24 protein-coding genes are annotated in these 24,750 nt (G+C 57.5%); 14 read left to right on the top strand and 10 right to left on the bottom strand.

The features are described from left to right. Nucleotides 1–10 precede the first annotated feature (10 nt). Nucleotides 11–553: a cell division protein ZapC gene (zapC, locus tag ACOI6Z_RS15115; protein ID WP_023289043.1), complete on the top strand. Its 543-nt coding sequence runs from the start codon at nucleotides 11–13 to the stop codon at nucleotides 551–553. Here zapC and ACOI6Z_RS15120 read toward each other — a convergent pair. Beyond that, nucleotides 550–1,659, bottom strand: coding sequence for a YcbX family protein (locus tag ACOI6Z_RS15120; RefSeq protein ID WP_065812146.1), 1,110 nt, complete (start codon nucleotides 1,657–1,659; stop codon nucleotides 550–552). The two genes, zapC and ACOI6Z_RS15120, sit on opposite strands and share 4 nt — an antisense overlap. 99 nt (nucleotides 1,660–1,758) lie before the next feature. Between ACOI6Z_RS15120 and rlmKL the strand changes: the two genes are divergently transcribed. The 6 genes from rlmKL to rmf all read left to right on the top strand — a co-directional run bounded on the left by rlmKL (nucleotide 1,759) and on the right by rmf (nucleotide 9,677). After that, nucleotides 1,759–3,864 carry a bifunctional 23S rRNA (guanine(2069)-N(7))-methyltransferase RlmK/23S rRNA (guanine(2445)-N(2))-methyltransferase RlmL gene (gene rlmKL, locus ACOI6Z_RS15125; RefSeq protein WP_064155425.1) on the top strand — a complete coding sequence of 702 codons (2,106 nt, stop codon included), beginning with the start codon at nucleotides 1,759–1,761 and terminating at the stop codon, nucleotides 3,862–3,864. 12 nt (nucleotides 3,865–3,876) lie between these two features. Further along, a complete protein-coding gene (locus tag ACOI6Z_RS15130) occupies nucleotides 3,877–5,784 on the top strand; it encodes an ABC transporter ATP-binding protein (RefSeq protein WP_023289046.1) in 1,908 nt (635 codons plus the stop codon). Nucleotides 5,785–5,798: 14 nt separating this feature from the next. Continuing rightward, nucleotides 5,799–7,067, top strand: coding sequence for a membrane integrity-associated transporter subunit PqiA (gene pqiA, locus ACOI6Z_RS15135; RefSeq protein ID WP_065812145.1), 1,269 nt, complete (start codon nucleotides 5,799–5,801; stop codon nucleotides 7,065–7,067). Further along, on the top strand, nucleotides 7,057–8,694 hold the full coding sequence (gene pqiB, locus ACOI6Z_RS15140) for an intermembrane transport protein PqiB (protein WP_065812144.1): 1,638 nt from the start codon (nucleotides 7,057–7,059) through the stop codon (nucleotides 8,692–8,694). The genes pqiA and pqiB overlap by 11 nt, the downstream gene beginning before the upstream one ends. After that, nucleotides 8,694–9,257: a membrane integrity-associated transporter subunit PqiC gene (pqiC, locus tag ACOI6Z_RS15145; RefSeq protein ID WP_032455285.1), complete on the top strand. Its 564-nt coding sequence runs from the start codon at nucleotides 8,694–8,696 to the stop codon at nucleotides 9,255–9,257. Before pqiB ends, pqiC begins: the two co-directional genes overlap by 1 nt. Before the next feature lie 252 nt (nucleotides 9,258–9,509). Then, nucleotides 9,510–9,677: a ribosome modulation factor gene (gene rmf / locus ACOI6Z_RS15150; RefSeq protein WP_002898396.1), complete on the top strand. Its 168-nt coding sequence runs from the start codon at nucleotides 9,510–9,512 to the stop codon at nucleotides 9,675–9,677. A gap of 68 nt (nucleotides 9,678–9,745) precedes the next feature. On the opposite strand, the gene fabA is transcribed toward rmf, so the two are convergent. Then, on the bottom strand, nucleotides 9,746–10,264 hold the full coding sequence (gene fabA, locus ACOI6Z_RS15155) for a bifunctional 3-hydroxydecanoyl-ACP dehydratase/trans-2-decenoyl-ACP isomerase (protein ID WP_004201428.1): 519 nt from the start codon (nucleotides 10,262–10,264) through the stop codon (nucleotides 9,746–9,748). A 69-nt stretch (nucleotides 10,265–10,333) separates the two neighbouring features. After that, complete coding sequence (locus ACOI6Z_RS15160) at nucleotides 10,334–12,091, bottom strand: AAA family ATPase (protein WP_065812143.1); 1,758 nt, start codon at nucleotides 12,089–12,091, stop codon at nucleotides 10,334–10,336. Nucleotides 12,092–12,276: 185 nt separating this feature from the next. Between ACOI6Z_RS15160 and matP the strand changes: the two genes are divergently transcribed. Further along, nucleotides 12,277–12,729 (top strand): macrodomain Ter protein MatP, encoded by a 453-nt coding sequence (matP, locus tag ACOI6Z_RS15165; RefSeq protein WP_002898404.1) that lies wholly within the window; start codon nucleotides 12,277–12,279, stop codon nucleotides 12,727–12,729. 146 nt (nucleotides 12,730–12,875) lie between these two features. Here the strand turns inward: matP and ompA are convergent, their stop codons facing one another. Together ompA and sulA are read right to left on the bottom strand one after the other, a co-directional pair. Then, nucleotides 12,876–13,946, bottom strand: a complete 1,071-nt coding sequence (gene ompA / locus ACOI6Z_RS15170; RefSeq protein WP_044521956.1) for a porin OmpA — start codon at nucleotides 13,944–13,946, stop codon at nucleotides 12,876–12,878. Between the two features lie 352 nt (nucleotides 13,947–14,298). Continuing rightward, nucleotides 14,299–14,808, bottom strand: coding sequence for an SOS-induced cell division inhibitor SulA (gene sulA, locus ACOI6Z_RS15175; protein WP_023289052.1), 510 nt, complete (start codon nucleotides 14,806–14,808; stop codon nucleotides 14,299–14,301). Nucleotides 14,809–14,833: 25 nt separating this feature from the next. Here sulA and ACOI6Z_RS15180 point away from each other — a divergent pair, with 25 nt between their 5' ends. Continuing rightward, entirely contained in the window at nucleotides 14,834–15,139 is a 306-nt protein-coding gene (locus ACOI6Z_RS15180; RefSeq protein WP_158238131.1) for a hypothetical protein, read from the top strand. Between the two features lie 17 nt (nucleotides 15,140–15,156). Continuing rightward, nucleotides 15,157–15,753 carry a TfoX/Sxy family DNA transformation protein gene (locus tag ACOI6Z_RS15185; protein WP_023289053.1) on the top strand — a complete coding sequence of 199 codons (597 nt, stop codon included), beginning with the start codon at nucleotides 15,157–15,159 and terminating at the stop codon, nucleotides 15,751–15,753. A 10-nt stretch (nucleotides 15,754–15,763) separates the two neighbouring features. On the opposite strand, the gene yccS is transcribed toward ACOI6Z_RS15185, so the two are convergent. Both yccS and ACOI6Z_RS15195 read right to left on the bottom strand, forming a co-directional pair. After that, nucleotides 15,764–17,899, bottom strand: coding sequence for a YccS family putative transporter (yccS, locus tag ACOI6Z_RS15190; protein ID WP_065812142.1), 2,136 nt, complete (start codon nucleotides 17,897–17,899; stop codon nucleotides 15,764–15,766). A 17-nt stretch (nucleotides 17,900–17,916) separates the two neighbouring features. Continuing rightward, nucleotides 17,917–18,363: a YccF domain-containing protein gene (locus ACOI6Z_RS15195; RefSeq protein WP_004201437.1), complete on the bottom strand. Its 447-nt coding sequence runs from the start codon at nucleotides 18,361–18,363 to the stop codon at nucleotides 17,917–17,919. Nucleotides 18,364–18,487: 124 nt separating this feature from the next. On the opposite strand from ACOI6Z_RS15195, the gene helD reads away from it, so the two are divergent. Further along, nucleotides 18,488–20,542, top strand: coding sequence for a DNA helicase IV (helD, locus tag ACOI6Z_RS15200; protein ID WP_102005961.1), 2,055 nt, complete (start codon nucleotides 18,488–18,490; stop codon nucleotides 20,540–20,542). 11 nt (nucleotides 20,543–20,553) lie between these two features. On the opposite strand, the gene mgsA is transcribed toward helD, so the two are convergent. Continuing rightward, nucleotides 20,554–21,012 carry a methylglyoxal synthase gene (gene mgsA, locus ACOI6Z_RS15205; RefSeq protein ID WP_004201439.1) on the bottom strand — a complete coding sequence of 153 codons (459 nt, stop codon included), beginning with the start codon at nucleotides 21,010–21,012 and terminating at the stop codon, nucleotides 20,554–20,556. 154 nt (nucleotides 21,013–21,166) lie between these two features. On the opposite strand from mgsA, the gene ACOI6Z_RS15210 reads away from it, so the two are divergent. Continuing rightward, nucleotides 21,167–21,580: a CoA-binding protein gene (locus ACOI6Z_RS15210; RefSeq protein WP_023289057.1), complete on the top strand. Its 414-nt coding sequence runs from the start codon at nucleotides 21,167–21,169 to the stop codon at nucleotides 21,578–21,580. A gap of 30 nt (nucleotides 21,581–21,610) precedes the next feature. Here the strand turns inward: ACOI6Z_RS15210 and hspQ are convergent, their stop codons facing one another. Then, the gene (gene hspQ, locus ACOI6Z_RS15215; RefSeq protein ID WP_023289058.1) at nucleotides 21,611–21,928 is read right to left on the bottom strand and encodes a heat shock protein HspQ; all 318 of its coding nucleotides are present in this window, start codon (nucleotides 21,926–21,928) and stop codon (nucleotides 21,611–21,613) included. 59 nt (nucleotides 21,929–21,987) lie between these two features. Then, a complete protein-coding gene (gene rlmI / locus ACOI6Z_RS15220; protein WP_420687443.1) occupies nucleotides 21,988–23,190 on the bottom strand; it encodes a 23S rRNA (cytosine(1962)-C(5))-methyltransferase RlmI in 1,203 nt (400 codons plus the stop codon). Between the two features lie 190 nt (nucleotides 23,191–23,380). Here rlmI and ACOI6Z_RS15225 point away from each other — a divergent pair, with 190 nt between their 5' ends. Together ACOI6Z_RS15225 and ACOI6Z_RS15230 are read left to right on the top strand one after the other, a co-directional pair. Next, the gene (locus tag ACOI6Z_RS15225) at nucleotides 23,381–23,935 is read left to right on the top strand and encodes a YbhB/YbcL family Raf kinase inhibitor-like protein (protein ID WP_023289060.1); all 555 of its coding nucleotides are present in this window, start codon (nucleotides 23,381–23,383) and stop codon (nucleotides 23,933–23,935) included. Nucleotides 23,936–23,952: 17 nt separating this feature from the next. After that, on the top strand, nucleotides 23,953–24,741 hold the full coding sequence (locus ACOI6Z_RS15230) for an AraC family transcriptional regulator (protein WP_023289061.1): 789 nt from the start codon (nucleotides 23,953–23,955) through the stop codon (nucleotides 24,739–24,741). The last annotated feature ends 9 nt before the right edge of the window (nucleotides 24,742–24,750 follow it).

Here is a 24,750-nt window from a genome sequence, read left to right on the forward strand (position 1 = left end):
AGGGGGAAAAATGCGGATTAAACCTGACGATAACTGGCGTTGGTATTACGATGAAGAGCACGACCGCATGATGCTCGATCTGGCCAATGGCATGTTATTTCGCTCGCGCTTCGCCCGGCGCATGCTGACCCCGGACGCTTTTGCCCCATCGGGATTCTGCGTCGATGACGCCGCGCTCTATTTCTCCTTTGAAGAAAAATGCCGCGATTTCGAGTTGTCGAAAGAGCAGCGGGCGGAATTAGTCCTCAACGCATTAACCGCGATCCGTTTTCTCAAACCGCAGATGCCGAAAAGCTGGCACTTCGTCGCCCATCCCCATCACTGGCAGCCGAGCGGCGGCGACGCGGCCTGCGTCTGGCTGAGCGATACCGGGGAGCAGGTCAATTTGCTGGTGGTGGAGCCGGGCGATAACGCCGCGCTTTGTCTGCTGGCCCAGCCGGGTCTCACGCTTGCCGGCCGCGTTATGCAGCTGGGCGATGTGATTAAAATCATGAACGACAGGCTGCAGCCGGCGCAAAGCGCGGTCAGCTACAGCCTGGGGCAGGCGGTTTAAGGCGCCAGGCGCAGGGCCGTTTTCGGCACGCAGCTGCAGGCGAGAATGGTGCCATCTCCGGCGACCGCATTTTTCTTTAACGGACTCACTTCCCCTTCTTCAAGACGGATGCGGCAGCTGCCGCAGATCCCCGCCCGACACGAGTAGGGTACGCGAATGCCCTGTTGCTCCAGTTGTTCCAGCAGCACCTGCTGGTTATTGCCGGTAAATTGTTGACCCTGCCATTCAATGGCAACCGTGGTCTGCTGCTGCGCCTCGGGAGCCGGGGTATCGTCGCTTTCGCCGGCGCCGTAGGCTTTCGCCGGGCCGCGGGCGAGGATTTCCACTTCATCCCCCACCCGGATCACGCCGCTGTTACGGGCAATCAGGTTCTGACCAAAGTCGACATCGCCATTATCCTGCGCGGTGCGGAAGCGCTTTAAGGTTTCCAGCGGCTCTCCGCTGGGATGTTTCTGCCCGCGCTCCGGACTGACGGTGGTAAAAATGCAGCGGCTGCACGGCTTGGCGACGTCAAATACCACCTCGCCGACGCGGATCACTTTCCAGCTGTCTTCATCCCAGGCCGCCGCGCCGGTGACCACGAGATTAGGCCGAAACTGTTCTATGCTTACGCTTGCCGGGCAGCGCTGCTGCAGGTCGCGCAGCGAGGCCTCGTTAGCCAGCAGGTAAGGGTAGCCGTCGGCGAAGGAGAGCGGTATCGCATCGTGGCGCTTCACCCGGCGGGTTAACTGTGGCCCCAGCCAGCGCAGCTGGACATCGCGATTGAAAAAGCCGCTGAGCCACTGATTAACGGCGGCGGGCGCGATAAGGGCGGTAAAATGGTTGCCCCAGACTTCTGTCGGCTCGGCCTGAGGGGCGAAATCGTTAAAACGCACCACGGCGCTGCTGCCGTCCGGTGCGGTCAGGTGAAGGCCATCATGCAGCGGCGCCGGAATAAATTTCACCATTTGCGGAAACTGACGGGCGGTAATAAAGGTGCCGTCGGTTTCGGTGACCATAAACAGGCGATCGAAGGCCAGGCCGCTGATATCGGCAAAGGCGTGGGTCAGGCCCATGCCGCGCATGGATTTAACGGGATGAATAAAAAGACGCGAGAGCGTTACCATACGCTGCCTCCGGGTTCCAAAAATAAGCCTATAACTTTATGACATAGGGCACATATTGGCTATAATGCGCACCAATTTTCTTTAAGTAAAAGTGACGATATGAATTCTCTGTTTGCCAGTACGGCTCGTGGGCTGGAAGAGCTGTTAAAAACTGAACTGGAAGGGCTTGGCGCGACGGACTGCCAGGTAGTCCAGGGCGGGGTCCATTTTCAGGGGGATACGCGCCTGCTGTATCAAAGCCTGATGTGGAGCCGGCTGGCTTCGCGCATCATGCTGCCGCTGGGCGAGTGTCGCGTATACAGCGATCTGGATCTGTACCTCGGCGTACAGGCCATTCCGTGGACGGAGATGTTCAACCCTGGCGCCACGTTCGCCGTGCATTTTAGCGGTCTCAATGAGGAGATCCGCAACAGCCAGTACGGTGCGCTGAAGGTCAAAGACGCCATTGTCGACAGCTTCACCCGTAAGAACCTGCCGCGCCCGAACGTCGATCGTGAGTCGCCCGATCTGCGGATCAACGTCTGGCTGAACAAAGAGACGGCGCACATCTCGCTGGATCTGAGCGGCGAAGGCCTGCACCTGCGCGGCTACCGCGATGGCACCGGTATGGCGCCGATCAAAGAAAACCTCGCGGCGGCGATCGTGATGCGCTCCGGCTGGGTGCCGGGCACCCCGCTGCTCGATCCGATGTGCGGCTCCGGTACCCTGCTGATTGAGGCGGCGATGCTGGCGACCGACCGCGCGCCGGGCCTGCACCGCGGCCACTGGGGCTTTGGCGGCTGGGCGCAGCACGACGAGGCCATCTGGAAAGAAGTGAAAGCGGAAGCGCAAACGCGCGCCCGTCAGGGGCTGGCGGCATATGGGTCACGCTTCTATGGCTCTGATGTCGACGAACGCGTCATTGACCGCGCCCGTCGCAACGCCCGTCGGGCCGGCATCGGCGAGCTGATCGATTTTGAAGTCAAAGACGTCGCCCAGCTGAATAATCCGCTACCGAAAGGCCCGTACGGCACCGTGATCAGCAACCCGCCTTACGGCGAGCGTCTGGAAAGCGAGCCGGCGCTGATCGCTCTGCACAGCCTGCTGGGCCGGATCATGAAAAGTCAGTTTGGCGGCTGGAACCTGTCGGTGTTCAGCGCCTCGCCGGAGCTGTTAAGCTGCCTGCAGCTGCGCGCCGACAAACAGTTTAAAGCCAAGAACGGCCCGCTGGACTGCGTACAGAAGAATTATCACCTGGCGGAGAGCGAAGGCGGCAAGCCGGCGATGCTGGCGGAAGATTTTGCTAACCGTCTGCGTAAGAACCTGAAGAAGTTTGAAAAATGGGCCCGTCAGGAAGGCATTGAATGCTATCGCCTGTACGATGCTGACCTGCCGGAATACAACGTGGCCATCGACCGCTACGCCGACTGGGTGGTGGTCCAGGAATATGCCCCGCCGAAAACCGTCGATGCGCACAAAGCGCGCCAGCGCCTGTTCGATATTATCGCCGCGACCATCGCCGTACTGGACATGGCGCCTAACAAGCTGGTGCTGAAGACCCGCGAGCGGCAGAAGGGGAAAAACCAGTACCAGAAGATGGCGGAGAAGGGCGACTTTATCGAGGTGCAGGAGTACAACGCGCGCCTGTGGGTCAACCTCACCGACTACCTGGATACCGGTCTGTTCCTCGACCACCGTATCGCCCGCCGTATGCTCGGCCAGATGAGCAAAGGCAAGGACTTCCTGAACCTGTTCTCCTATACCGGCAGCGCCAGCGTCCACGCCGGTCTCGGCGGCGCGCGCTCCACCACCACGGTGGATATGTCGCGCACCTACCTGGAGTGGGCGGAACGCAACCTGCGTCTCAATGGCCTGACCGGCCGCGCGCATCGCCTGATGCAGGCGGACGTGCTGGGCTGGCTGCGGGAGAGCACCGAGCAGTTCGATCTGATCTTTATCGATCCGCCGACCTTCTCCAACTCCAAACGAATGGAAGATGCTTTCGACGTCCAGCGCGATCACATTCGCCTGATGACCGATCTGAAACGTCTGCTGCGTAAAGGCGGCACCATTATGTTCTCGAATAACAAACGCGGTTTCCGTATGGATCATGACGGGCTGGCGGCGCTTGGCCTGAAGGCGCAAGAAATTTCGCAAAAAACGCTGTCGCAGGATTTTGCCCGCAACCGTCAGATCCACAACTGCTGGCTGATTACCGCAGCCTGAAAGGAATAAAGAATGTCACTGATTAGTATGCACGGCGCCTGGCTTTCCTTCAGCGATGCGCCGCTGCTGGATAATGCCGAGCTGCATATCGAAGATAACGAACGCGTCTGCCTCGTCGGACGTAACGGCGCCGGTAAATCGACCCTGATGAAGATCCTCAACCGCGAGCAGGGGCTGGATGACGGGCGCATTATTTATGAACAGGATCTGATTGTGGCGCGTCTGCAGCAGGATCCGCCGCGCAATGTCGCCGGTACGGTGTACGATTTTGTCGCGGAAGGCATCGCCGAGCAGGCGGCCTACCTGAAGGCCTATCATGACGTGTCGCATCAGGTCATGACCGATCCGAGCGACAAAAATTTAAATGAACTGGCGCGCCTGCAGGAGCAGCTCGATAACCTGGGGCTGTGGCAGCTGGACAGCCGCATTAACGAAGTGATTGAGCAGCTTGGTCTCGACGCCAACGCGCAGCTGGCATCCCTGTCCGGTGGCTGGCTGCGTAAAGCGGCGCTGGGCCGCGCGCTGGTCAGCGGGCCGCGCGTGCTGCTGCTCGATGAACCCACCAACCACCTGGATATCGAAACCATCGACTGGCTGGAAGGGTTCCTCAAAACCTTTAAAGGCACCATTATCTTTATTTCGCACGACCGCTCCTTTATCCGCAATATGGCGACGCGCATCGTCGACCTCGATCGCGGCAAGCTGGTGACCTACCCGGGCGATTACGATCAGTATCTGCTGGATAAAGAGGAAGCCCTGCGGGTTGAAGAGCTGCAGAATGCGGAATTCGACCGCAAGCTGGCCCAGGAAGAGGTATGGATCCGCCAGGGGATCAAAGCGCGCCGCACGCGTAACGAAGGCCGCGTTCGCGCCCTGAAGGCGATGCGTCGCGAGCGCGGTGAGCGCCGGGAAGTGATGGGCAGCGCCAGAATGCAGGTTGAAGAGGCTTCGCGCTCCGGCAAAATCGTGTTCGAAATGGAGAACGTCAACTACCAGGTTGATGGCAAAGTGCTGGTGAAAGATTTCTCCGCGCAGATCCAGCGCGGCGACAAGATTGCCCTGATTGGCCCCAACGGCTGCGGGAAAACCACGCTGCTGAAGCTGATGCTTGGCCAGCTGCAGGCCGACAGCGGGCGGATCCACGTCGGCACTAAACTGGAAGTCGCCTACTTCGACCAGCACCGCGCAGAGCTGGATCCGGATCGGACGGTGATGGATAACCTCGCGGAAGGTAAGCAAGAGGTGATGGTTAACGGTAAGCCGCGCCATGTGCTGGGCTACCTGCAGGACTTCCTGTTCCATCCAAAACGGGCGATGACCCCGGTGCGCGCGCTCTCCGGCGGGGAACGTAACCGCCTGCTGCTGGCGCGTCTGTTCCTGAAACCCAGCAACTTATTGATTCTCGATGAACCGACAAACGACCTGGATGTCGAAACGCTGGAGCTGCTGGAAGAGCTGATCGATGGCTATCAGGGCACCGTGATGCTGGTAAGCCACGATCGTCAGTTCGTGGATAACACCGTAACCGAATGCTGGATCTTCGAAGGCGGCGGTCGCATCGGCCAGTACATCGGCGGCTATCACGATGCCCGCGGCCAGCAGGCCCAGTCGTTGGCGCAGAAGCAGCCGGCAGCGAAAAAAACGATGGAAGTCGCTCAGCCAAAAGCAGAAACTGTCAAACGCGGTGGGAACAAACTAAGCTATAACCTGCAGCGCGAGCTGGAACAGCTGCCGCAGAAGCTGGAAGCTCTCGAGGCCGAACTGCAGACGCTGCAGGAACAGGTTGCCGATCCCGACTTCTTTGGACAACCGCACGATCGCACGCAGCAGGTGCTGGCAAAGCTGGCCGAAGCGGAACAGGCGCTGGAAGCAGCCTTTGAACGCTGGGAATATCTCGAAGGATTAAAGAACGGCGCCTGAGCCGAGGAGTTGTCATGTGCGATCATCATCATGCTGCGCGACATATTTTATGTCCCCAATGTGATTTGCTGGTGGCTTTGCCGCAGCTGGAGCATCGCCAGAAAGCCGCTTGCCCGCGCTGCGGTACAACGTTAACCACCACGTGGGACGCGCCTCGCCAGCGTCCCACGGCTTACGCGTTGGTCGCGCTGTTTATGCTGCTGTTGGCCAACCTGTTTCCATTTATCTACATGAAAGTGGGCGGGATCAGCAGCGAAATAGAGCTGTTGGAAATTCCCAATGTGTTATTTACCGAGGATTACGCCAGCCTCGGCACCTTCTTTTTACTCTTTGTGCAACTGGTACCGGCCTTTTGCCTGGCCACTATTCTGCTGTTGGTCAATCGGGTCAGGATGCCCGCTGGCCTGAAAGCGTTTCTGGCGCGAATTCTGTTTCACCTGAAGACGTGGGGCATGGCGGAGATCTTTCTTGCCGGCGTGCTGGTGAGCTTCGTTAAGCTGATGGCCTATGGCGATATCGGTATCGGTCTGAGCTTTGTTCCGTGGTGCATGTTTTGTCTGCTGCAGTTACGCACTTTCCAGTGCGTCGACCGCCGCTGGCTGTGGGATGATATTGCCCCCATGCCAGCCATTAGCCAACCGCTGAAGGTCGGAGTGGCCGGCATCCGCCAGGGGCTGCGCTCCTGCGCCTGCTGCACGGCGGTGTTACCGGTCGACCAGATGGTCTGCCCGCGCTGTCATAGTAAAGGAACGGCGCGGCGTAAAAACAGCCTGCAGTGGACGCTGGCCCTGCTGGTGACCTCATTTATCCTCTATCTCCCCGCCAATATTATGCCGATCATGATCACCGATCTGCTGGGCGATAAAATGCCGTCAACCATCATGGCCGGGGTAATTTTACTGTGGAGCGAGGGGTCTTATCCGGTGGCGCTGGTGATTTTTATCGCCAGTATTATGGTGCCGACGCTAAAGATGATCGCTATCGCCTGGCTGTGCTGGAATGCCAATGGCAACGGTGCGCGTGATTCGGAACGCATGCATCTGATCTATGAAGTGGTGGAATTTGTTGGCCGCTGGTCAATGATTGATGTTTTTGTCATCGCCGTACTCTCTGCGCTGGTGCGCATGGGAGGGTTGATGAATATCTATCCCGCCATCGGCGCGGTTATGTTTGCGCTGGTGGTGGTGATGACCATGTTTTCAGCCATGACGTTTGATCCCCGTTTACTGTGGGATCGTGAGCCAGATTCAAGCCATGAGGAAAGACAACAACATGGAAAATAAGAGCGGAGAAGCGAAAGTGCAGAAGGTGAAGAACTGGTCACCGGTGTGGATCTTCCCTATCGTCACTGCGCTGATCGGGGCGTGGATCCTGTTTTATCATTACAGCCATCAGGGACCTGAGGTCACGCTGATCACCACGAATGCGGAGGGGATTGAAGGGGGAAAAACCCGTATCAAGAGCCGTAGCGTGGACGTTGGGGTGGTGGAGAGCGCCACGCTGACCGACGATTTAACCCACGTGGAAATCAAAGCCCGCCTCAATTCCGGGATGCATAAATTACTGCACAACGATTCCGTCTTCTGGGTGGTGAAACCGCAGGTAGGGCGCGAGGGGATCAGTGGCCTGGGAACATTATTGTCCGGGGCCTATATTGAACTGCAGCCGGGGTCGAAAGGTACGGTGCCGGAGCAGTATCCGCTGCTTGATTCTCCGCCGCTGGCCTCGCCGGACGCCAAGGGGATCCGTATTCTACTGGAGAGCAGCAAGGCGGGCCAGCTGTCGCCAGGCGATCCGGTGCTGTTCCGCGGCTATCGCGTGGGGTCGGTGGAAACCAGCACCTTCGACACCCAGAAACGTCGTATCACTTATCAGTTGTTCATCAATGCGCCCAATGACCGCCTGGTGACCACCAATGTCCGCTTCTGGAAGGACAGTGGGATCGCTGTCGATTTGACCTCGGCCGGAATGCGCGTCGAGATGGGCTCGCTGTCAACGCTGTTTGGCGGCGGCGTGAGCTTCGATATTCCGGAAGGACTGGATCTCGGCGAGCCGGTGGCGAATAAAACGGAATACCATCTGTTTGACGATCAGAAGAGCATCCAGGATTCGGTCTTTACCGAACATATTGACTATGTGATGTTCTTCAAAGACTCAGTTCGCGGCCTGCAGCCCGGCGCGCCGGTGGAGTTCCGCGGCATCCGTCTGGGAACCGTCGGCAAAGTGCCATTCTTCATCCCCGGTCTGAAGCAGCGTTTGAACGACGACTATCGCATTCCGGTGGAAGTGCGGGTTGAACCGCAACGTCTGATTAACCAGCTGGGCGGCGATCCGAATATTCGCGCCCACATTGACGATCTGATCAACCGCGGACTGCGCGGCTCGCTGAAAACCGGCAATCTGGTGACCGGCGCGCTGTATATCGATCTCGACTTCTATCCGAAGGCGCCGCCGCGCGGGAAAATGCAGGAGTTTAACGGCTATCCGATTATCCCGACCATCAGCGGTGGTCTGGCGCAGATCCAGCAGCGTCTGATGGATGCGCTGGATAAGATTAATAACCTGCCGCTCAATCCGTTGCTGGAGCAGGCGACGAGCACCCTGGCGCAGAGCGAGAAGACCATGCAGCACGTGCAGACCACGCTGGATAGTCTGAATAAGATCACCTCCAGCCAGTCGATGCAGCAGTTGCCTGCCGATATGCAGACGACGCTGCGCGAGCTGAACCGCAGCATGCAGGGCTTCCAGCCGGGCTCCGCGGCCTACAATAAGATGGTGGCCGATATGCAGCGTCTGGATCAGGTGCTGCGCGAGCTGCAGCCGGTCCTGAAAACGCTCAATGATAAGAGCAATGCGCTGGTATTTGAGGCGAAGGATAAAAAAGACCCACAGCCGAAGGGAGCGAAATAATGAAAAAATGGTTACTCGCGGCAACCGTATGCGTGCTGACGGCATGCAGTAGCGGCGGCGAAAGCAAAACGTATTACCAGCTGCCGGTGGCGCAGGGCGGCGCACAGCGCGCCGCCAGCCAGGGGGCACGTCTGCTGTGGGTTGAGCAGGTCAGCATCCCGGATTATCTGGCGGGTAACGGGGTGGTCTACCAGACCACCGACGTACAGTATGTGATCGCCAATAATAATCTGTGGGCCAGCCCGCTGGACCAGCAGCTGCGCACCACGCTGGTGGCGAACCTGAGCCAACAGCTGCCGGGCTGGGTAGTGTCATCCCAGCCGCTGGGTAGCGAACAGGATACGCTCAACGTCGCGGTCAACGGCTTTCACGGACGCTACGACGGGCGGGTTATCGTCAGCGGTGAGTGGCTGCTGAAGCATCAGGGGCAGCTGATCAAGCGCCCGTTTAACATCGTGCTTAAGCAGGATCAGGATGGATATGATGCGATGGTCAAGACCCTGGCGCAGGCGTGGAGCCAGGAGGCGGCAGCCATTGCCAGCGAGCTTAACCGTCTGCCATAAGTAAAATTCATCACGCTGATCTGCCGCGCGGTTCATCTGAGCCGCGCGGCTTTTTTTTGTCAGGTCAGTTCGTTACCGGCCGGTGTGCCAGGTGAACAAAAAATGAACTCTTATATAGGTCACAAATATGACAATGGCGTGAATTTTGCGCATTGACGTCGCCTTCATTTCGCGGTATTCGTAACCCGTGGCTGCACAATTTGCGACCACTGTTTTCTTTTCCACCAGATCAAAGAATGAGGGAAACGAGGCATGAAGAGACAAAAACGAGATCGCCTGGAACGGGCACATCAACGCGGATATCAGGCGGGTATCGCAGGAAGATCGAAAGAAATGTGTCCATACCAGAGCTTGAATCAACGCTCATGGTGGCTGGGAGGCTGGCGAGAAGCCATGGAGGACAGGGTACTAACGGCCTGACACTGTCTCTTTAAAAAAGAAGCCTCCGCATAGCGGGGGCTTCGCCTTTTAATCGCTGCTGAACGTTATCAGAAAGCGGAAGTATCCTGGAACAGACCCACTTTCAGATCGCTTGCGGTGTAGATCAGACGATCGTCAACCAGCACTTCTCCATCCGCAAGGCCCATAATCAGACGACGGTTAACGATGCGCTTGAAGTGGATGCGGTAGGTCACTTTTTTCGCGGTCGGCAGAACCTGCCCCGTGAATTTCACTTCGCCAACGCCCAGCGCACGGCCTTTGCCTTCGCCGCCGAGCCAGCCGAGATAGAAACCTACCAGCTGCCACATGGCATCCAGGCCCAGGCAGCCCGGCATCACCGGATCGCCGATAAAGTGGCAACCGAAGAACCACAGGTCCGGGTTGATGTCGAGTTCGGCCTCAACATAACCTTTGTCGTAGTTACCACCGGTTTCGGTCATTTTGATGACGCGGTCCATCATCAGCATGTTTGGCGCCGGCAACTGCGGGCCTTTCGCGCCGAACAGTTCACCACGACCAGAGGCAAGAAGATCTTCTTTTGTATAGGATTCGCGTTTATCTACCATGTTTTCAGTAAGCCTTATTTTAAGTTCGGGACGCAGGATAGCTAACACGTGTAAGCTGAACAAGTCCGATCAGTTAGAACTTGTCCCACCTAACCAGCGTAGCGGCCACGGAAAACGATGGCGAGTCTCCTGCTGGGTCGCCTGCGCTATCCGCTCCTGAATGGTTTGTCGCAGCGTCTGTCCTTCACCGTCCCACATCAGCTGGGTCAACATCGGCAGCGCTTCGGTAATATCGTCTATTGCCCAGATAGCAAACTGATTGTCGGCAACGGCCTGACGCAGCTCGTGGGTCAGACTAAGATGGCGAACGTTGGCGGCAGGGATAATCACGCCCTGTTTTCCGGTGAGGCCGCGCTGCTGACAGATTGTGAAGAAACCTTCAATTTTTTCATTCAGTCCGCCGACCGGCTGCACACGACCAAACTGGTCGACGGAGCCGGTGATCGCGATGCTCTGATTAATCGGCACGTTGGCCAGCGCGCTGATTAAGGCGCAAAGTTCCGCCATGGAGGCGCTGTCGCCATCCACTTCACTGTAGGACTGTTCAAAGGTCAGCGAAGCGGAGAAGGGGAGTTGTTGCTCCAGCTCCAGCTCGGACATCAGAAAAGCCTGCATGATCATCATGCCTTTCGCATGGATGTTGCCGCCCAGCTCGGCTTTGCGTTCGACGTCGATAAACTCGCCGTCGCCAATGTGCACGACGCAGCTGATGCGCGAAGGTTCGCCGAAGGCGCGTGGATGACCGGGGAATTCAATGACCGAGAGGGCGTTGATCTGCCCGACGCATTCGCCTTCGGTTTCAATCAGGATCTGTTCCTGCAGGATTTCATCCTGCATACGCTCCGCCAGGTAGCCTTCACGCCACTCCCGGCGCGCTAGCATCGTCTGCATCGCTTCGCCGGTAATCTCTTCGCCTTCGCAGAAGGCGGCAGACTCACGCAGCTGGCGGGCTATCCATAGCGGGCTGAGCGGCAGGGTCTCCTGGTCGCCGGTGTAGCGCGTCCCTTCATCGATCAGCAGTGACCAGGCATCGCTCGCCGGGCCCGGTAGCTCCAGCTGCTGCGCATTCTGCCATACCCACTGGCACCAGGCCTTCAGCGTATCGGCGTCCGCAAACTGCAGGGTGTCTTCATACTCGCTATAGATAGCCTGGGCAGAGAGCTCTGGCTCCATATCCTGGAAATCGGCCAGCGATTCGCGTTCGCCCACCAGCATGACTTTCAGGCTCAGCGGCATGGAAGGGATGCTGACCGGCAGCGGCCGTGATTCATCAATGGAGAGCCAGTCAAAGCGCTGACGGGTCACCATATTTTTCAGGCGCATCCACAGCAGCGGTTGCGCCAGTAATGCGCGTAGTGAGAGCACCAGCACGCCGCCGTTGGCCTGATGGACCAGGCCAGGCTGGAGTGTGATTTCACCATTAAACTGGCGTACGCAGCCAAACAGCTGTTCCGCCTCCAGCCAATCGGCCGCCACGACCGGAGCGGTACTGGCAAAATTATCTTCAGCGCGTTGCGCCGGCGCGAGCGTCACGTGAGGGCCGTTAACCTCATAGCGAACTCCGTGAAGCGGTGCGGCAGGCTCGTGCAGCGTGCGAGTTTCAGCTGCCAGCCATTGCAGATATTCCGGCTCCTCAGGGGCTTTCACCAGCATGAAGGAGGAGACTGCCGGGGTGTACAGCAGCTGCTCAAGCGCATAGAACAACCGCGGCTGCAGATCGCCCGAGAGGGAGGGGGCCGGATGAGAGAGTTCAGCTTGAGCAAACAGCGCCTGGTAAGATTCCAGATCAGGCGCAAGGTCGGTTCGGGTCAGTTTCGTAATGGTCAAAGTCGCTGTTTTTTAGTTAGATGTAAAGCGCGCAATTATACCTGATGCCGCGTCTGAGCACACGGAGGATTATGGCTACCCCGATGATTACCCGGCCATCCACATCACGAATAATGATTTATATTCAGCACATCAGGAAAAAACTGATATCCTGAAATGAGTTACACGGTCACATTGAGATCGCAATGAAATATCAACAACTGGAAAATCTTGAAAGCGGCTGGAAATGGAAATATCTGGTAAAGAAGCACCGGGAAGGTGAGCTGATTACCCGCTACATTGAGGCCAGCGCTGCGCAAGCTGCGGTAGATGACTTGCTGACGCTCGAGAATGAACCTGTGCTGGTGCATGCCTGGATTGAGCAGCATATGAATCCGGCGCTGATGAACCGCATGAAACAGACCATCCGTGCGCGACGGAAACGCCATTTTAACGCCGAGCATCAGCATACGCGTAAGAAGTCGATCGACCTTGAGTTTGTCGTCTGGCAGCGCCTTGCCGGTCTGGCGCAGAGGCGAGGGAAAACCTTGTCCGAAACCATCGTCCAGCTGATTGAGGATGCTGAGCATAAAGAGAAGTATGCCAGCAAAATGTCGAGCCTGAAGCACGATCTGCAGGTTCTGTTAGGTAAGGAGTAGCGGGCTGCCCGTTCAGTGGTGACTAAGGCGCAGGTCGCGCCACACAGGCTACCATCCGCCTCTAACGGCCTTCAGTCTTTAGCCGCTAAAGCGAGCGAGAAGACATAAAAAAACCCGCCGAAGCGGGTTTTTTCATCAGTTATAACTTAAGCCGCAGGCTGAGTTACAACTTCTTTGTAGCCTTTAACTTCGATCTCTACACGACGATCCGGAGCCAGGCAGTCGATCAGGGCAGCGCGAGCTTTCACGTTGTCACAGGTGTTGCCAGTAACCGGGTTGGATTCACCCATGCCGCGAGCGGAGATTTTGCCAGCCGGGATGCCTTTAGCAACCAGGTAGTCAACAACGGACTGAGCACGTTTCTCAGACAGCTGCTGGTTGTAAGCTTCGGAACCGATGCGGTCGGTGTAGCCCAGAACAACAGCGGAACCGTCTTTCGGATCCATGTTGCTCAGCTGGGTGTACAGCTGATCCAGAGCCTGCTGACCTTCCGGTTTCAGGGTTGCTTTGTTGAAGTTGAACAGTACGTCAGACTTCAGGGTGAAGTGCTTGGTCGCCACTTCCGGAGCCGGAGCCGGAGCCGGAGCTACAACCGGTGCAGCATCTTCCTGACCGAAACGGTAGGAAACGCCCAGGCTCAGCATGCCGTTATCAGGACGGGTACCCACAGTGCCCGCGTCGCCGATGTTGTTAACCCACTGGTATTCCAGACGGGTAGCGATGTCACGAGTAACAGCCCACTCTACGCCGCCAGCAAATACTGGGGAAACGCCAGTGTCGTGTTCGCTACGGGAAACGCCGGTAGAAGCGTAGTTGCCTTTGGAGTCAGCGCGCCAAACCATGCCGCCCAGACGGGTGTAGATGTCCAGATCGTCAGTGATCGGGTAACCCAGTTTAGCGGTCAGCTGAACGCCCTGAGCTTTGAAAGCACCGTTGTCAACGCTGCCTTTATATGCCATACGGCCCAGCCAGTCGTAACCCATTTCGAAACCGAGGTACGGGTTAACCTGGTAACCACCGAACGCACCAGCACCGAGCTGATCGTTACGGGTCGGACCATTGTTGCCCTGGAAACCGTTACCGTAGAAACCGGTGTCGTGATACTGGGACCAACCCAGTTTACCACCTGCATACCAGGTGTTATCTTTCGGAGCGGCCTGCGCTACGGTAGCGAAGCCAGCCAGTGCCACTGCAATCGCGATAGCTGTCTTTTTCATTTTTTGCGCCTCATTATCATCCAAAATTCGCCATGAAGTTACAAAAGACCTCACGGTTAAATCCTTCACCGGGGGCGTGACTTGTTGTTAACTATGCTGATACATGCAGCGTAAGCCGATCACCCCTGGCGATGTAAAGTCTACAACTTAGTTCGAAACTTACAAGTGTGAACTCTGTCAGGCATATGAAAAAAAAGGGTTGTGTACACAATATTTAACAAATATGGTTGATTTTCGTACACGAAAAAAAGGCACAAATGCCCGTGTGGCAGGCATTCCGCGAAAAAGACCTTAAAAAACGCTGTGCCATTACTACCGGTAAAAAAAATTCCAGGAATAATCCTAATTTCACTCAATGATACAAATTTGAGTGAATTTTTAGCCCGCTGAGTTGTCTGCCGAGCGTGCCCTGATTTCGGACCGGGCGCATGATGAATCCCATCGCGCAGCCTTCCTGGGCTGCATGCACCAGACGCTCATGTTCGTCAGCGGTTAACTCCTCCGCCAGCCAGCAGATAACCACACTATAGTTACCGGTACGCAGGGCGCGGATCATCGAGTCTAAAGTGTGACTGGGGGAGAGCTGGCTAATTTGCATGACCTTAGACAGCGGCAGACCGGCGGACTGAACCCACTCACGGCTAAGCTTTTGTTGCGGCGTAAGCCACAGCTGCCAGCGAGACTGTTGACCCAACTGCTGTAATAAAGGTAGCAACAACAACTGTGTCATCATGGGTTGATCTTCACGATAGACAATTTCACTGATCAGCCCATTGGCGGCCTGTTCGCCAGAACGATGAGCGTAGTGGGCTGCCGGAGCAGAGGCCTGTGCTGAACGGTTTGCATGAGCTGAAGTAAACATAGTCTATCCCGCCTGTAGTTACTGTATGCATATACAGTATATCCGCCAGGGGAAAAGATCAACCGCAATTTGTCATTTTGCTGGTGGAAATTTAATCGCTTTCAGCCATCCTGACGGTACAGGTTTGCGGCTACTCGCAACACCATCCTTAACACCGGCTAATCCTTTTTCTCCTGTCTGCCAGTTGCAGCAACAGCTGCAATTTTCTGAAAGCGTCTCGCAAAACCGCATTCTGGTGGAAAAGCAGGCAAAAATCATCTTGCTGCTGTCAGGGAAGTCCCTTATGTTTTCCCTTAGCGGATCCGTTAACAACTTAAGTTTAATTACATGATTCACAAAGGAATGATCATGAGAAAACTCGTATGTCCGCGGCTCCCGCAATTTCAGGCCTGCGTCTCTCCGCTGGGTCAACTTCACTCTCGTCCCCTGTTTGGCGGCTACAGCCTGGCTATCGAAGATACCGTGTTTGCGATGGTGGCAGAGGGGAATATTTATCTAAAGGCCTGCGAGCAGAGCGCTGCCTATCGGGTAGAACACCATAATCCTTTATTGATGCTGCGCCGACACGGGCGCATCGTGCCGCTAAAGTATTATCAAATCGACGATGCCTTGTGGCGCGATGAGAAACAGCTTTTCCGCTTGTCACTGATGTCGTGGCAGAGCGCCCAGCGTGAAAAATATCGCCGCCGGTCGTCGGGACGCCTGAAGGATTTACCCAATATCAGTTTTCATATGGAATTGCAGCTGATTCACTCGGGCATACCAGACGTGTTAGCACTACGGGAGGTGGGCGCCCGCCAGGCCTGGCTAAAGCTGCGCGAGAACAATGCTTCCCTATCGCACAACGTCTTGCTGGCGCTGGAGGGGGCTATCGTTGGCGTTCATGCCGCCGCGCTCCCGACGCCACGGCGTCAGGAGCTTCTGGAATGGGCGTCTGCGCGCTAATGGACAACGGTTATTCCGTTTGAGCGTGTACCCGCTGCTGCAGGCGGCAGATTTCAGGCAACAGCGCCAGCAGCAGGCCAATCTGCTGTAGCACCAGGGGCTCTTTACTGTCCGCGCGAGGCTCCAGATGGTGGATCCGGCTTTGCAGGCTGGTCAACGCCTTCTGCACCCGCTGTTCATCCGCTGGGGTATGATGCAGGGCATCATCGACATAGCAGACCGCATCATCCAGCAGGGCGAGGATGTCCGGCGTGGACAGTTTTTCCCGATGCGCGCCGAGAGCGGAAATGTAGCTGGTGAAGGTATGATTGAGACACAGCAGGCGAAAGGCGGTCTCGCGCTGGGTGGCATCCGCCCGTGGTTCCGTCGACAAGTTCGAGACGACGGAAGCCAGCTCAGCATCGCGGTTGTAGGCGTCACGGCGTGCGACACGGTAGGCCAGCCGGTTGTCGCGGCCCTGGTGGTACTGCTCCAGGATGGCATCCAGATAACGGCAGTTCGCGTTTAGCGCCCGGTCCAGCGCCCGCGGCAGGTTGCGGAATTTCCAGTCCGGCCAGATGAAGCTGACCGCCGCCCAGGCGATGGCGCAGCCGATCAGCGTATCAATGATGCGCGGCAGCGCGACTTCAAAACCTTCGCCAAGCAGGTTAAAGCACAGCAGCACCAGCAGCGTAATAAACATGGTGGCATGGGCGTACTGCACGTTACGAAAGGCGAAGAACAGCACGCCGGTGAGGACGATCAGCAGCAGCTGCCCTTCAACCGACGGTACCAGCAGGAGGACCGGCAGGCCGATCGCCACCCCGACCAGCGTGCCGATGATCCGCAACGCCAGACGATGGCGGGTGGCGTTATAGTTCGGCTGACAGACGAACAAACTGGTCAGCAGGATCCAGTAGCCGTGCTGAAGACCGGTAAACTGGATGAAGGCATAGCCGGCGCAGAGCACCAGCGACATACGCACCGCGTGGCGAAAGAGGGCTGACTCTGGCGACATATTGCGCTGCAGGCGCAGCCAGACATCGTTCAGTCCGCCGAGCCTGTCGTCGGCCAGCTGCGTCTCTGTATTATTCCCGGCGGGCGCGGTGGTTTGCACCGATTCAATCGTGGCCAGCTGAGCATCAATGGCGCGCAGGTTATTGAGTAAATAGCCAAGGGCGTTGAGCTGCTCGTCGGATGCGCCGCTGGCGCGTACGCGCTCAAGTGCCGCATCGAGATGCATAAACGCCCGTTCGAAATGGGCATCATGCTGATAGGGTTCGCGCAGCAGAATCGCCCGCGAGAGTTTCTGGCAGGCCTGCGCCTGCATCGAAAGCATGCGCTGGAAACGGAACATCACATCGCTGTAGCGGAACTGGTCGCGCAGGGTCTGGTACTGAATATGCGATGAGCTGGCGCGTTCATGAATATCCTGGGCCACAAAGTAATACTGCAGCGTACGACGAGTACCACGCTGTCCCCGGTCGCCTCGTAGTCGGGTCAACAGTGAGACCTTGGTTTGGTTAAGGGTCGCCACCAGTTGGCCGTTGGCGAGGGCCAGATCGTACAGCGGCGCCTGGCTCTCATCCTCAAGGTCTGGATCAAACAGCCGGGATTTGAGCTCCAGATAGCGGGCCAGTTGCTCATAGCTACGCGCCAGGTTGTCCTGCAGTGGACGAATTGGAAAAATCAGATGGCCGGACAACGTCAGCAGGTTGTACCACACGGCTCCCGCCAGCAGGAACAACGGCTGCAGATACCAGTGATCGTACAGCGTGACGCCGAGCATGGTGTAGATGGCGATAAGCAGGGCGCCGAAGGCAATGGTCGCATAGCGCTGTCCGAGGCCGCCAAGCAAAATAAAGCCGATGGTAGACACGGTCAGACCAAGGGCAAACAGCGGCGGCCACGGAAACAGCAGCTCCACGGAGGCGGAGGCGATAAAAAAGCAAACCAGAGTAATGGCGAGGTTGCGCAGACGGCCCGCCAGACGGTCATCAAGGTCGGTCAGCGCCGCGGCCACGACGCCGAGGGTGAGGGGGATGGTCAGTTTGACTTCGCCGATCCACCAGGGAAACAACGTCGTGCCGCAGAGCGCAATAAAAATGCGTACGTTATAAAGCCAGGCGCTGTTCCAGGTGTAGCGGCGTAGCAGGGGGCTAATCATGTCCGTGTTCCGTTCGGTTACTGAAAGCGACGACGCGCATTGGCTTCGCGCGCGGCGCGCGCGGTTTCCACAGAGACGACCCGGCGACCCACCGGCCAGAGGGCGATGGCGGCGATTTTAAAATTAGCGATCCCCACCGGGATGCCAATGATAGTCAGGCATTGGGCGATGCCGCTGAAAATATGCATCAGGCACAACCACCAGCCGAAAAAAATGAACCACAGAATGTTCAGGATGGTGCCGCCGGCGTTCAGCAGGCTGTTTTGGCGACCTGGCTCGAGCTCATCAACATGAATCGCCTCGTTACCATAGGGAAATAACGAAAGGCGAGTGATTTCCCAGCAGGAACGAGTCAGCGGCAGCGTGACGATCAGCATAATGCTGACCAGGGTGGCGAGCAGCCAGCCTAAAGTGGTGGCGAAACCGCCAAGGATAAAGTTCAAAATATTCAGAATGGTACGCATAAAGCCTCGGTTTTGCCCTGTGGATAATAAGACCTGACAATTGTAACGTTTTTTTGCGCTGGAGCACCTGGTCCGGGGCGGTTAAACTGAAAAACAATCCACCCTGATTGAAAATCGACATTATATGGAACTTAAAGCGACAACATTGGGCAAACGCATGGCTCAGCATCCTTATGACAGGGTGCAGTTACTGAATGCCGGGGTAAAGGTTTCCGGCGATCGTCATGAGTATCTTATCCCTTTCAATCAGTTATTGTCAGTGCATTGTAAGCGCGGTCTGGTCTGGGGCGAACTGGAGTTTGTGCTGCCGGACGATAAAGTCGTGCGTTTGCACGGTACCGAATGGAGCGAAACGCAGCGCTTTTATCACCATTTACACACGCTCTGGCAGCAGTGGAGCACGGAAATGAGCGATATCGCCGCCGGGGTGCTGAAGCAGCAGCTTACAGCTATCGAACGCACCCGGGCAGAAGGTAAGTGGCTGACGCGTCAGCAGGTGGCGGATGTTCAGGATAATATTCGCCATGCGTTAACCGGGCTGCCGATGCCCACCAGCCGGCTTGACGCCTTTGATAACTGCCGGGAGCTGTGGCGGGAATGTCAGCGCTGGTTAGGGGATATTGAAGCGGCGCGTCAGGCCCATAACCAGGCCTTTACCGAGGCGATGCTGGAACAGTATCGCGGCTTTTTTGACGGCGTGGAATCCTCCCCGCTCAATCCGTCGCAGGCGCGAGCGGTGGTGAACGGCGAGCGCTCCCTGCTGGTGCTGGCGGGAGCGGGCAGTGGTAAAACCTCGGTGCTGGTGGCTCGAGCGGGCTGGCTGCTAGCGCGGGGAGAAGCGGCGGCAGAGCAAATTCTGCTGCTGGCATTCGGCCGCCAGGCGGCGCAGGAAATGGATGAGCGGATCCGCGAGCGTCTGGCATCAGACGATATTACCGCCCGCACCTTCCACTCGCTGGCGCTGCATATTATCCAGCAGGGCAGCAAAAAAGTGCCCACCATCAGTAAGCTGGAAAGCGATACTGCGGCCCGCCATGCATTGCTGCTGAAAAGCTGGCAAAAGCAGTGCCAGGAGAAAAAAGCGCAGGCGAAAGGCTGGCGCCTGTGGCTGGAAGAGGAGATGGGCTGGCAACTGCCGGAGGGAGACTTCTGGCAGGATAAAAAGGTGCAGCGGCGGATGGCCAGCCGGCTTGACCGCTGGGTCAGCCTGATGCGCATGCACGGCGGCTCCCAGGCAGAGATGATCGCCGGCGCGCCGGATGCGGTACGCGATCTGTTCAGTAAACGGGTGAAGTTGATGTCGCCCCTGCTGAAAGAGTGGAAGGCGGCGCTAAAGGCGGAGAATGCGGTCGATTTTTCCGGTCTGATCCATCAGGCGGTCAATATTCTCGATAAAGGCCGCTTCGTTAGCCCGTGGAAACACATTCTGGTGGATGAATTTCAGGATATTTCGCCGCAGCGAGCCTCGCTGCTGGCCGCGTTACGCCGGCAAAATAGCCAAACCACGCTCTTTGCCGTTGGCGATGACTGGCAGGCGATTTACCGGTTCAGCGGGGCGCAGCTCTCCCTGACCACCGCGTTCAACCACTACTTTGGCGAAGGGGACTGCTGTGCGCTGGATACCACCTATCGCTTTAACGGGCGTATCGGCGAAATAGCCAATGGTTTTATCCAGCAGAATCCGCATCAGTTAAGCAAACCGCTGAACAGCCTGACCGCGGGAGATAAAAAGGCCGTCACGCTGTTAGCCGACGATAAGCTGGACGATCTTCTGGATAAATTGAGCGGTTACGTTAAGCCCGAGCAGCGGATCCTTCTGCTTGCCCGCTACCATCATCTGAAGCCCGAGGCGCTTGATAAAGCGGCGACGCGCTGGCCGCACCTCCAGCTTGATTTTATGACTATTCACGCCAGCAAAGGTCAGCAGGCCGACTATGTCATTGTGCTGGGACTGCAGGAGGGAGTGGATGCGTTTCCGGCTCCAGCGCGCGAGTCGATCATAGAGGAGGCGCTCCTGCCGCAACCGGAAGATTTTCCGGATGCGGAGGAACGTCGACTGCTGTACGTGGCCATAACCCGTGCCCGTCACCGGGTGTGGCTGTTATTTAACAAGGCGCAACCGTCGCCGTTTGTCGAGATCCTGCAGGCGCTGGATGTGCCTGTGGCCAGAAAGCCGTGATCGCGGTTCGATTATTTCAGGCGCTCGGCAAGATATCGCGGATAATCCGGGATCAGAATATCGAGCGGTTGAGCGAAGTGCGGCGACTGGATAATAAAGTCAGCGGTGGAGACGTTAGTGGCGACCGGAATGTTCCAGACCGTGGCCAGACGCAGCAAGGCTTTGACATCCGGGTCGTGGGGAACGGCGTTCAGCGGATCCCAGAAGAAGATCAGCACGTCGATTTTCCCTTCTGAAATGAGGGCACCCACCTGCTGGTCGCCGCCCATCGGGCCGCTCAGCATGGCATTGACCTCCAGCCCGGTAGCCCGGGAGACCAGGTTGCCGGTAGTGCCGGTGGCGTACAAAACATGTTGCGCCAGCAGCGCCTGATGGCGAGCAACCCATTTCATCAGCATATCTTTACAGTGATCGTGAGCCACCAGCGCGATATGTTTTTGCGCAGGCAGGGTACGTGTTGTCAGTTCCATATTTTCATTCCGCATTTTGACCTGCTGACAGATTACTGAATGTGGCTGTCGCTGCAAGCATCAGGGATGAAAATTTTGCTGAATCTGCGGGTTAGCCTGGATGGCCCCCTGCTGCGGATTAGCATACACTTAGGTGAAATAGCAGGAGGAAACCATGAAAGAGAACGATATTGCCGAAATCCTGACCTCGACACGGACGATTGCGCTGGTCGGCGCCAGCGACAAACCTGACCGTCCTAGCTACCGGGTCATGAAGTATCTGCTGGATCAGGGGTATCACGTTATCCCGGTTTCGCCGAAGGTGGCAGGCAAGACGCTGTTGGGGCAGCAGGGCTATGGAACGCTTGCCGATGTTCCGGAAAAGGTCGACATGGTTGATGTCTTCCGTAATTCAGAAGCGGCATGGGGCGTGGCGCAGGAGGCGATTGCTATCGGCGCGAAAACGCTGTGGCTGCAGCTGGGGGTGATCAATGAACAGGCCGCGGTGCTGGCCCGAGAAGCCGGGTTAAACGTGGTGATGGATCGTTGTCCGGCCATTGAGCTACCGCGACTGGGATTAGCAAAATAATAAACAAAACCCCGCCTGGCGGGGTTTTGTTTAATTGCGAAGGCGCGGCGCCTGCAACTGCTGACGAATTGTTTTGGCCAGCTCGTCGAGGGACGGCTGCTCCGGATGTTCGTCGCGGGGTTCGCTGCTCAGCTGCGCTTCTGCCAGATAGGTGTGGATGGGTTGGCCATCATCATCTTCCATCACTACATGGTACCAGGGGGCCGCGCGCAGTTCGTCATTGGCGGCAATTTCATCCTCTTCCGGTTCCGCGAGCGAGTACTCGGGATCGACATCGACGATGACGCCCAGGTAGCCCAAGAGCGTATGGCGGACCTGTTGGCCGATACCGAATTTGCTGGCTATCATAGGCACCTCCTGGGAAACATGAATACTCCCTATATGAGGCTCATGTTTCGTTTTTCAAGTTACATGACGCGACAGGCAAACCCCTTCAGATACAGCCCTTCCGGATAGGTTGCGATCACCGGATGGTCGGCAGCCTGACGGAACTGTTCTATAAATTGTACATCACGTCCGGCATCAATTGCGGAATCCGCGATGATTTTCTGAAATAAATCGGTGGTCATCAGGCCGGAGCAGGAGAAGGTCAGCAGCACGCCGCCGGGGTTCAGCAGCTGGATCGCCAGCATATTGATATCTTTATAGCCACGGCAGGCGCCCATCAACTGGCTTTTATTTTCTACGAATTTCGGCGGATCCATCACGATGACGTCGAATTTCTCCCCTTGATCGCGGTATTTACGCAGCAGTTTGAACACGTCGTCGCGCACAAACTCCGCTTTGGACAGATCCAGTCCGTTGAGCTCCACGTTCTGGCGCGCAACGTCGAGCGCTTCCTGCGAGGTATCCACGCTGGTGACCTGGTGGCAGCCGCCCATCAGCGCTGACACCGCAAAGCCGCCGGTATAAGAGAAGCAGTTCAGCACCCGTTTGTCCGCCACGTAGCGACGGGTCGCCAGGCGGCTGTCGCGCTGGTCGAGGTAATAGCCGGTTTTGTGCCCGCCCTGGATATCGACCAACAGCTTCATGCCATGCTCAGCGATCGGCAGCAGCGCTGGCGGCAGTTCGCCCACTACCGGCCCCTGGGCCAGCTCCAGCCCCTCTTTTTTACGCACCGCGACATCGCTGCGATCGTAAATGGCGCAGTCCGGGAACAGGCTCTGCAGGGCGCTGATGATGGCGGCGCGCTGGTATTCGGCGCCTGCGCTGAGGAGCTGCAGCACGAAAAAGTTGCCAAAGCGGTCGATTGTCACGCCCGGCAGCCCATCGGACTCGCCGGCGATCAGACGGTAGCTGTCGAGGCCATCGCGCTCGGCAAGCCAGGCACGCCAGGTTTGCGCCTGCTGCAGGCGGCGTTCAAAGAAGGCGTTATCAATGGCTTCGTTGCGATCGAAGGTCCACACGCGGGCGCGGATCTGCGACGACGGCGAGTAAGCGCCGCGGGCCAGCCATTTTCCCTGATGGTCGACGATATCGATGGTTTCACCGCTGCGGGCTTTACCTTCCATGCGGGCGACGCCGCCGGAGAAAATCCACGGATGGCGACGCAGCAGGAATTTCTCGCGTCCTTTGGCTAACACTAAGCGGGGGAATAGGGAATCTGTCATGGAGCTACCTTTAAGCAACGGGAATGTCGGCACCGAAAAATGGCGCGTAGATTAGCACACCTGGCGCATACAAGCATCTTTCCCCCGCCAGGCGCGGTTGAGCGTTTCGGCACAAAATGCAGGCGCTTCAGCACATTCACTTTGCGCGGCGTTTCATACTCTGTCTTCTCACCCCCAGGAGGAGAAGACGATGAAAACAGGTATGCGGATAGTTGTGGCGATGGTTGCGGCAGTGAGCAGTGGCGCGATGGCCGCGCCGTTTAGCGTGAGCAGCAATGATATGCGTGACGGGCAGCCGCTGGCCCAGAAGCACTGGTTTACCGGTTTCGGCTGCACAGGAGGCAATGTCTCTCCACAGCTGACATGGAAAAACGCCCCGGCAGGCACGCGCAGCTTCGCGGTCACCGTCCGGGATCCTGATGCGCCTACCGGCAGCGGCTGGTGGCACTGGACGTTAGTCAACATTGCCAGCAGCGTCTCTTCTCTGCCCGCTGGCGCGGGAGATAAAAACAGCGCTACACTGCCGGGCGGAGCGGTACAGGGCCGCAACGATTTTGGCTATGCCGGCTTCGGCGGCGCCTGCCCGCCGGCGGGAGATAAACCGCATCGCTACCGTTTTACGGTGTGGGCGCTGGATATCCCCACGCTGCCGGTGAATGCCGATGCCAGCGGGGCGCTGGTCGGGTATCTGTTACACAGCCATGCTCTCGCCAGCGCCCAGTTGACGGCGACGGCCGGGCGCTAAAATAAAAGGGTGGTCGGATGGAGAGTATTCATTTTCAGCATAACGCCCTGACCGCCGCGGAGATCACCACCCGACGGCTATGCAGGCTGCATCGGGTGCGTCTGTTCGCCCCGGCGCTCTGTCGGGTAAAGCGCGGCAGCAAGGTGATTGTGCAAGGGGAGAGCCGGGTGCTGGCGACCCCGCAACAGCTGATTGTTTTGCCGGCAGACGTTGAGCTGGAGGTGATTAACCAGCCGGAGAATGGCCTCTTTTGCTCCGATCTGCTGTCGCTGACGCCCGAGCTGTTGACGGCGTTCAAGACCCGCTATGTCAGTGAACCACCGCCCGGGCGTCTGACCTCGCTCTGCGCCCCGGTGACGACTGAGCTGGCGTTTATGTGGCAAAGCGTTCTGCAGGCGGTGCGGGAAGGCTTGTCCCCCTCTCTGCAGCAGCATCAGACCATGGGCCTGCTGCTGGCCTTGCACGAGGCGGGTTATGCCGGCCCGCTGCTCGTCGAGCGGCAGCAGGATCTGTCGGCGCAGGTTCGACAACTGGTCATGCTGTCGCCAGCGCAAGCGTGGAGCGTGTCGCGGGTGGCGAAAATGCTCTTTCTCGGCGAGTCCACGCTGCGCCGTCGGCTGCAGCAGGAATCGCAGAGTTTTCGCCAGATTGTCGAGGAGGTGCGGATGGCCCATGCCCTGGGGCAGCTGCAGACCACTTCGCGGCCCATCGGGGAAATTGCGCAGAACAGCGGATATCAGTCGGGATCGCGCTTTACCGCGCGCTTCCGTCAGCACTATGGTTTACTGCCAAAGCACGTACGCTGAATGAATTTG

The sequence above is a fragment of the Klebsiella sp. C239 genome (genome assembly GCF_048822715.1).
Taxonomy (GTDB): Bacteria; Pseudomonadota; Gammaproteobacteria; order Enterobacterales; family Enterobacteriaceae; genus Klebsiella; species Klebsiella quasipneumoniae.

What these genes read in the sequence shown, in the direction of transcription:
- ACOI6Z_RS15230 (WP_023289061.1), top strand. Translation starts at nt 23,953, where the DNA reads ATGGAGAGTATTCATTTTCAGCATAACGCCCTGACCGCCGCGGAGATC.
- fabA (WP_004201428.1), bottom strand. Translation starts at nt 10,264, where the DNA reads ATGGTAGATAAACGCGAATCCTATACAAAAGAAGATCTTCTTGCCTCT.
- ACOI6Z_RS15130 (WP_023289046.1), top strand. Translation starts at nt 3,877, where the DNA reads ATGTCACTGATTAGTATGCACGGCGCCTGGCTTTCCTTCAGCGATGCG.
- ACOI6Z_RS15180 (WP_158238131.1), top strand. Translation starts at nt 14,834, where the DNA reads ATGCATATACAGTATATCCGCCAGGGGAAAAGATCAACCGCAATTTGT.
- pqiC (WP_032455285.1), top strand. Translation starts at nt 8,694, where the DNA reads ATGAAAAAATGGTTACTCGCGGCAACCGTATGCGTGCTGACGGCATGC.
- zapC (WP_023289043.1), top strand. Translation starts at nt 11, where the DNA reads ATGCGGATTAAACCTGACGATAACTGGCGTTGGTATTACGATGAAGAG.
- rlmI (WP_420687443.1), bottom strand. Translation starts at nt 23,190, where the DNA reads ATGACAGATTCCCTATTCCCCCGCTTAGTGTTAGCCAAAGGACGCGAG.
- ACOI6Z_RS15120 (WP_065812146.1), bottom strand. Translation starts at nt 1,659, where the DNA reads ATGGTAACGCTCTCGCGTCTTTTTATTCATCCCGTTAAATCCATGCGC.
- hspQ (WP_023289058.1), bottom strand. Translation starts at nt 21,928, where the DNA reads ATGATAGCCAGCAAATTCGGTATCGGCCAACAGGTCCGCCATACGCTC.
- helD (WP_102005961.1), top strand. Translation starts at nt 18,488, where the DNA reads ATGGAACTTAAAGCGACAACATTGGGCAAACGCATGGCTCAGCATCCT.
- pqiA (WP_065812145.1), top strand. Translation starts at nt 5,799, where the DNA reads ATGTGCGATCATCATCATGCTGCGCGACATATTTTATGTCCCCAATGT.
- yccS (WP_065812142.1), bottom strand. Translation starts at nt 17,899, where the DNA reads ATGATTAGCCCCCTGCTACGCCGCTACACCTGGAACAGCGCCTGGCTT.
- matP (WP_002898404.1), top strand. Translation starts at nt 12,277, where the DNA reads ATGAAATATCAACAACTGGAAAATCTTGAAAGCGGCTGGAAATGGAAA.
- rlmKL (WP_064155425.1), top strand. Translation starts at nt 1,759, where the DNA reads ATGAATTCTCTGTTTGCCAGTACGGCTCGTGGGCTGGAAGAGCTGTTA.
- sulA (WP_023289052.1), bottom strand. Translation starts at nt 14,808, where the DNA reads ATGTTTACTTCAGCTCATGCAAACCGTTCAGCACAGGCCTCTGCTCCG.
- ACOI6Z_RS15195 (WP_004201437.1), bottom strand. Translation starts at nt 18,363, where the DNA reads ATGCGTACCATTCTGAATATTTTGAACTTTATCCTTGGCGGTTTCGCC.
- ACOI6Z_RS15210 (WP_023289057.1), top strand. Translation starts at nt 21,167, where the DNA reads ATGAAAGAGAACGATATTGCCGAAATCCTGACCTCGACACGGACGATT.
- rmf (WP_002898396.1), top strand. Translation starts at nt 9,510, where the DNA reads ATGAAGAGACAAAAACGAGATCGCCTGGAACGGGCACATCAACGCGGA.
- ACOI6Z_RS15225 (WP_023289060.1), top strand. Translation starts at nt 23,381, where the DNA reads ATGAAAACAGGTATGCGGATAGTTGTGGCGATGGTTGCGGCAGTGAGC.
- ACOI6Z_RS15185 (WP_023289053.1), top strand. Translation starts at nt 15,157, where the DNA reads ATGAGAAAACTCGTATGTCCGCGGCTCCCGCAATTTCAGGCCTGCGTC.
- ompA (WP_044521956.1), bottom strand. Translation starts at nt 13,946, where the DNA reads ATGAAAAAGACAGCTATCGCGATTGCAGTGGCACTGGCTGGCTTCGCT.
- pqiB (WP_065812144.1), top strand. Translation starts at nt 7,057, where the DNA reads ATGGAAAATAAGAGCGGAGAAGCGAAAGTGCAGAAGGTGAAGAACTGG.
- mgsA (WP_004201439.1), bottom strand. Translation starts at nt 21,012, where the DNA reads ATGGAACTGACAACACGTACCCTGCCTGCGCAAAAACATATCGCGCTG.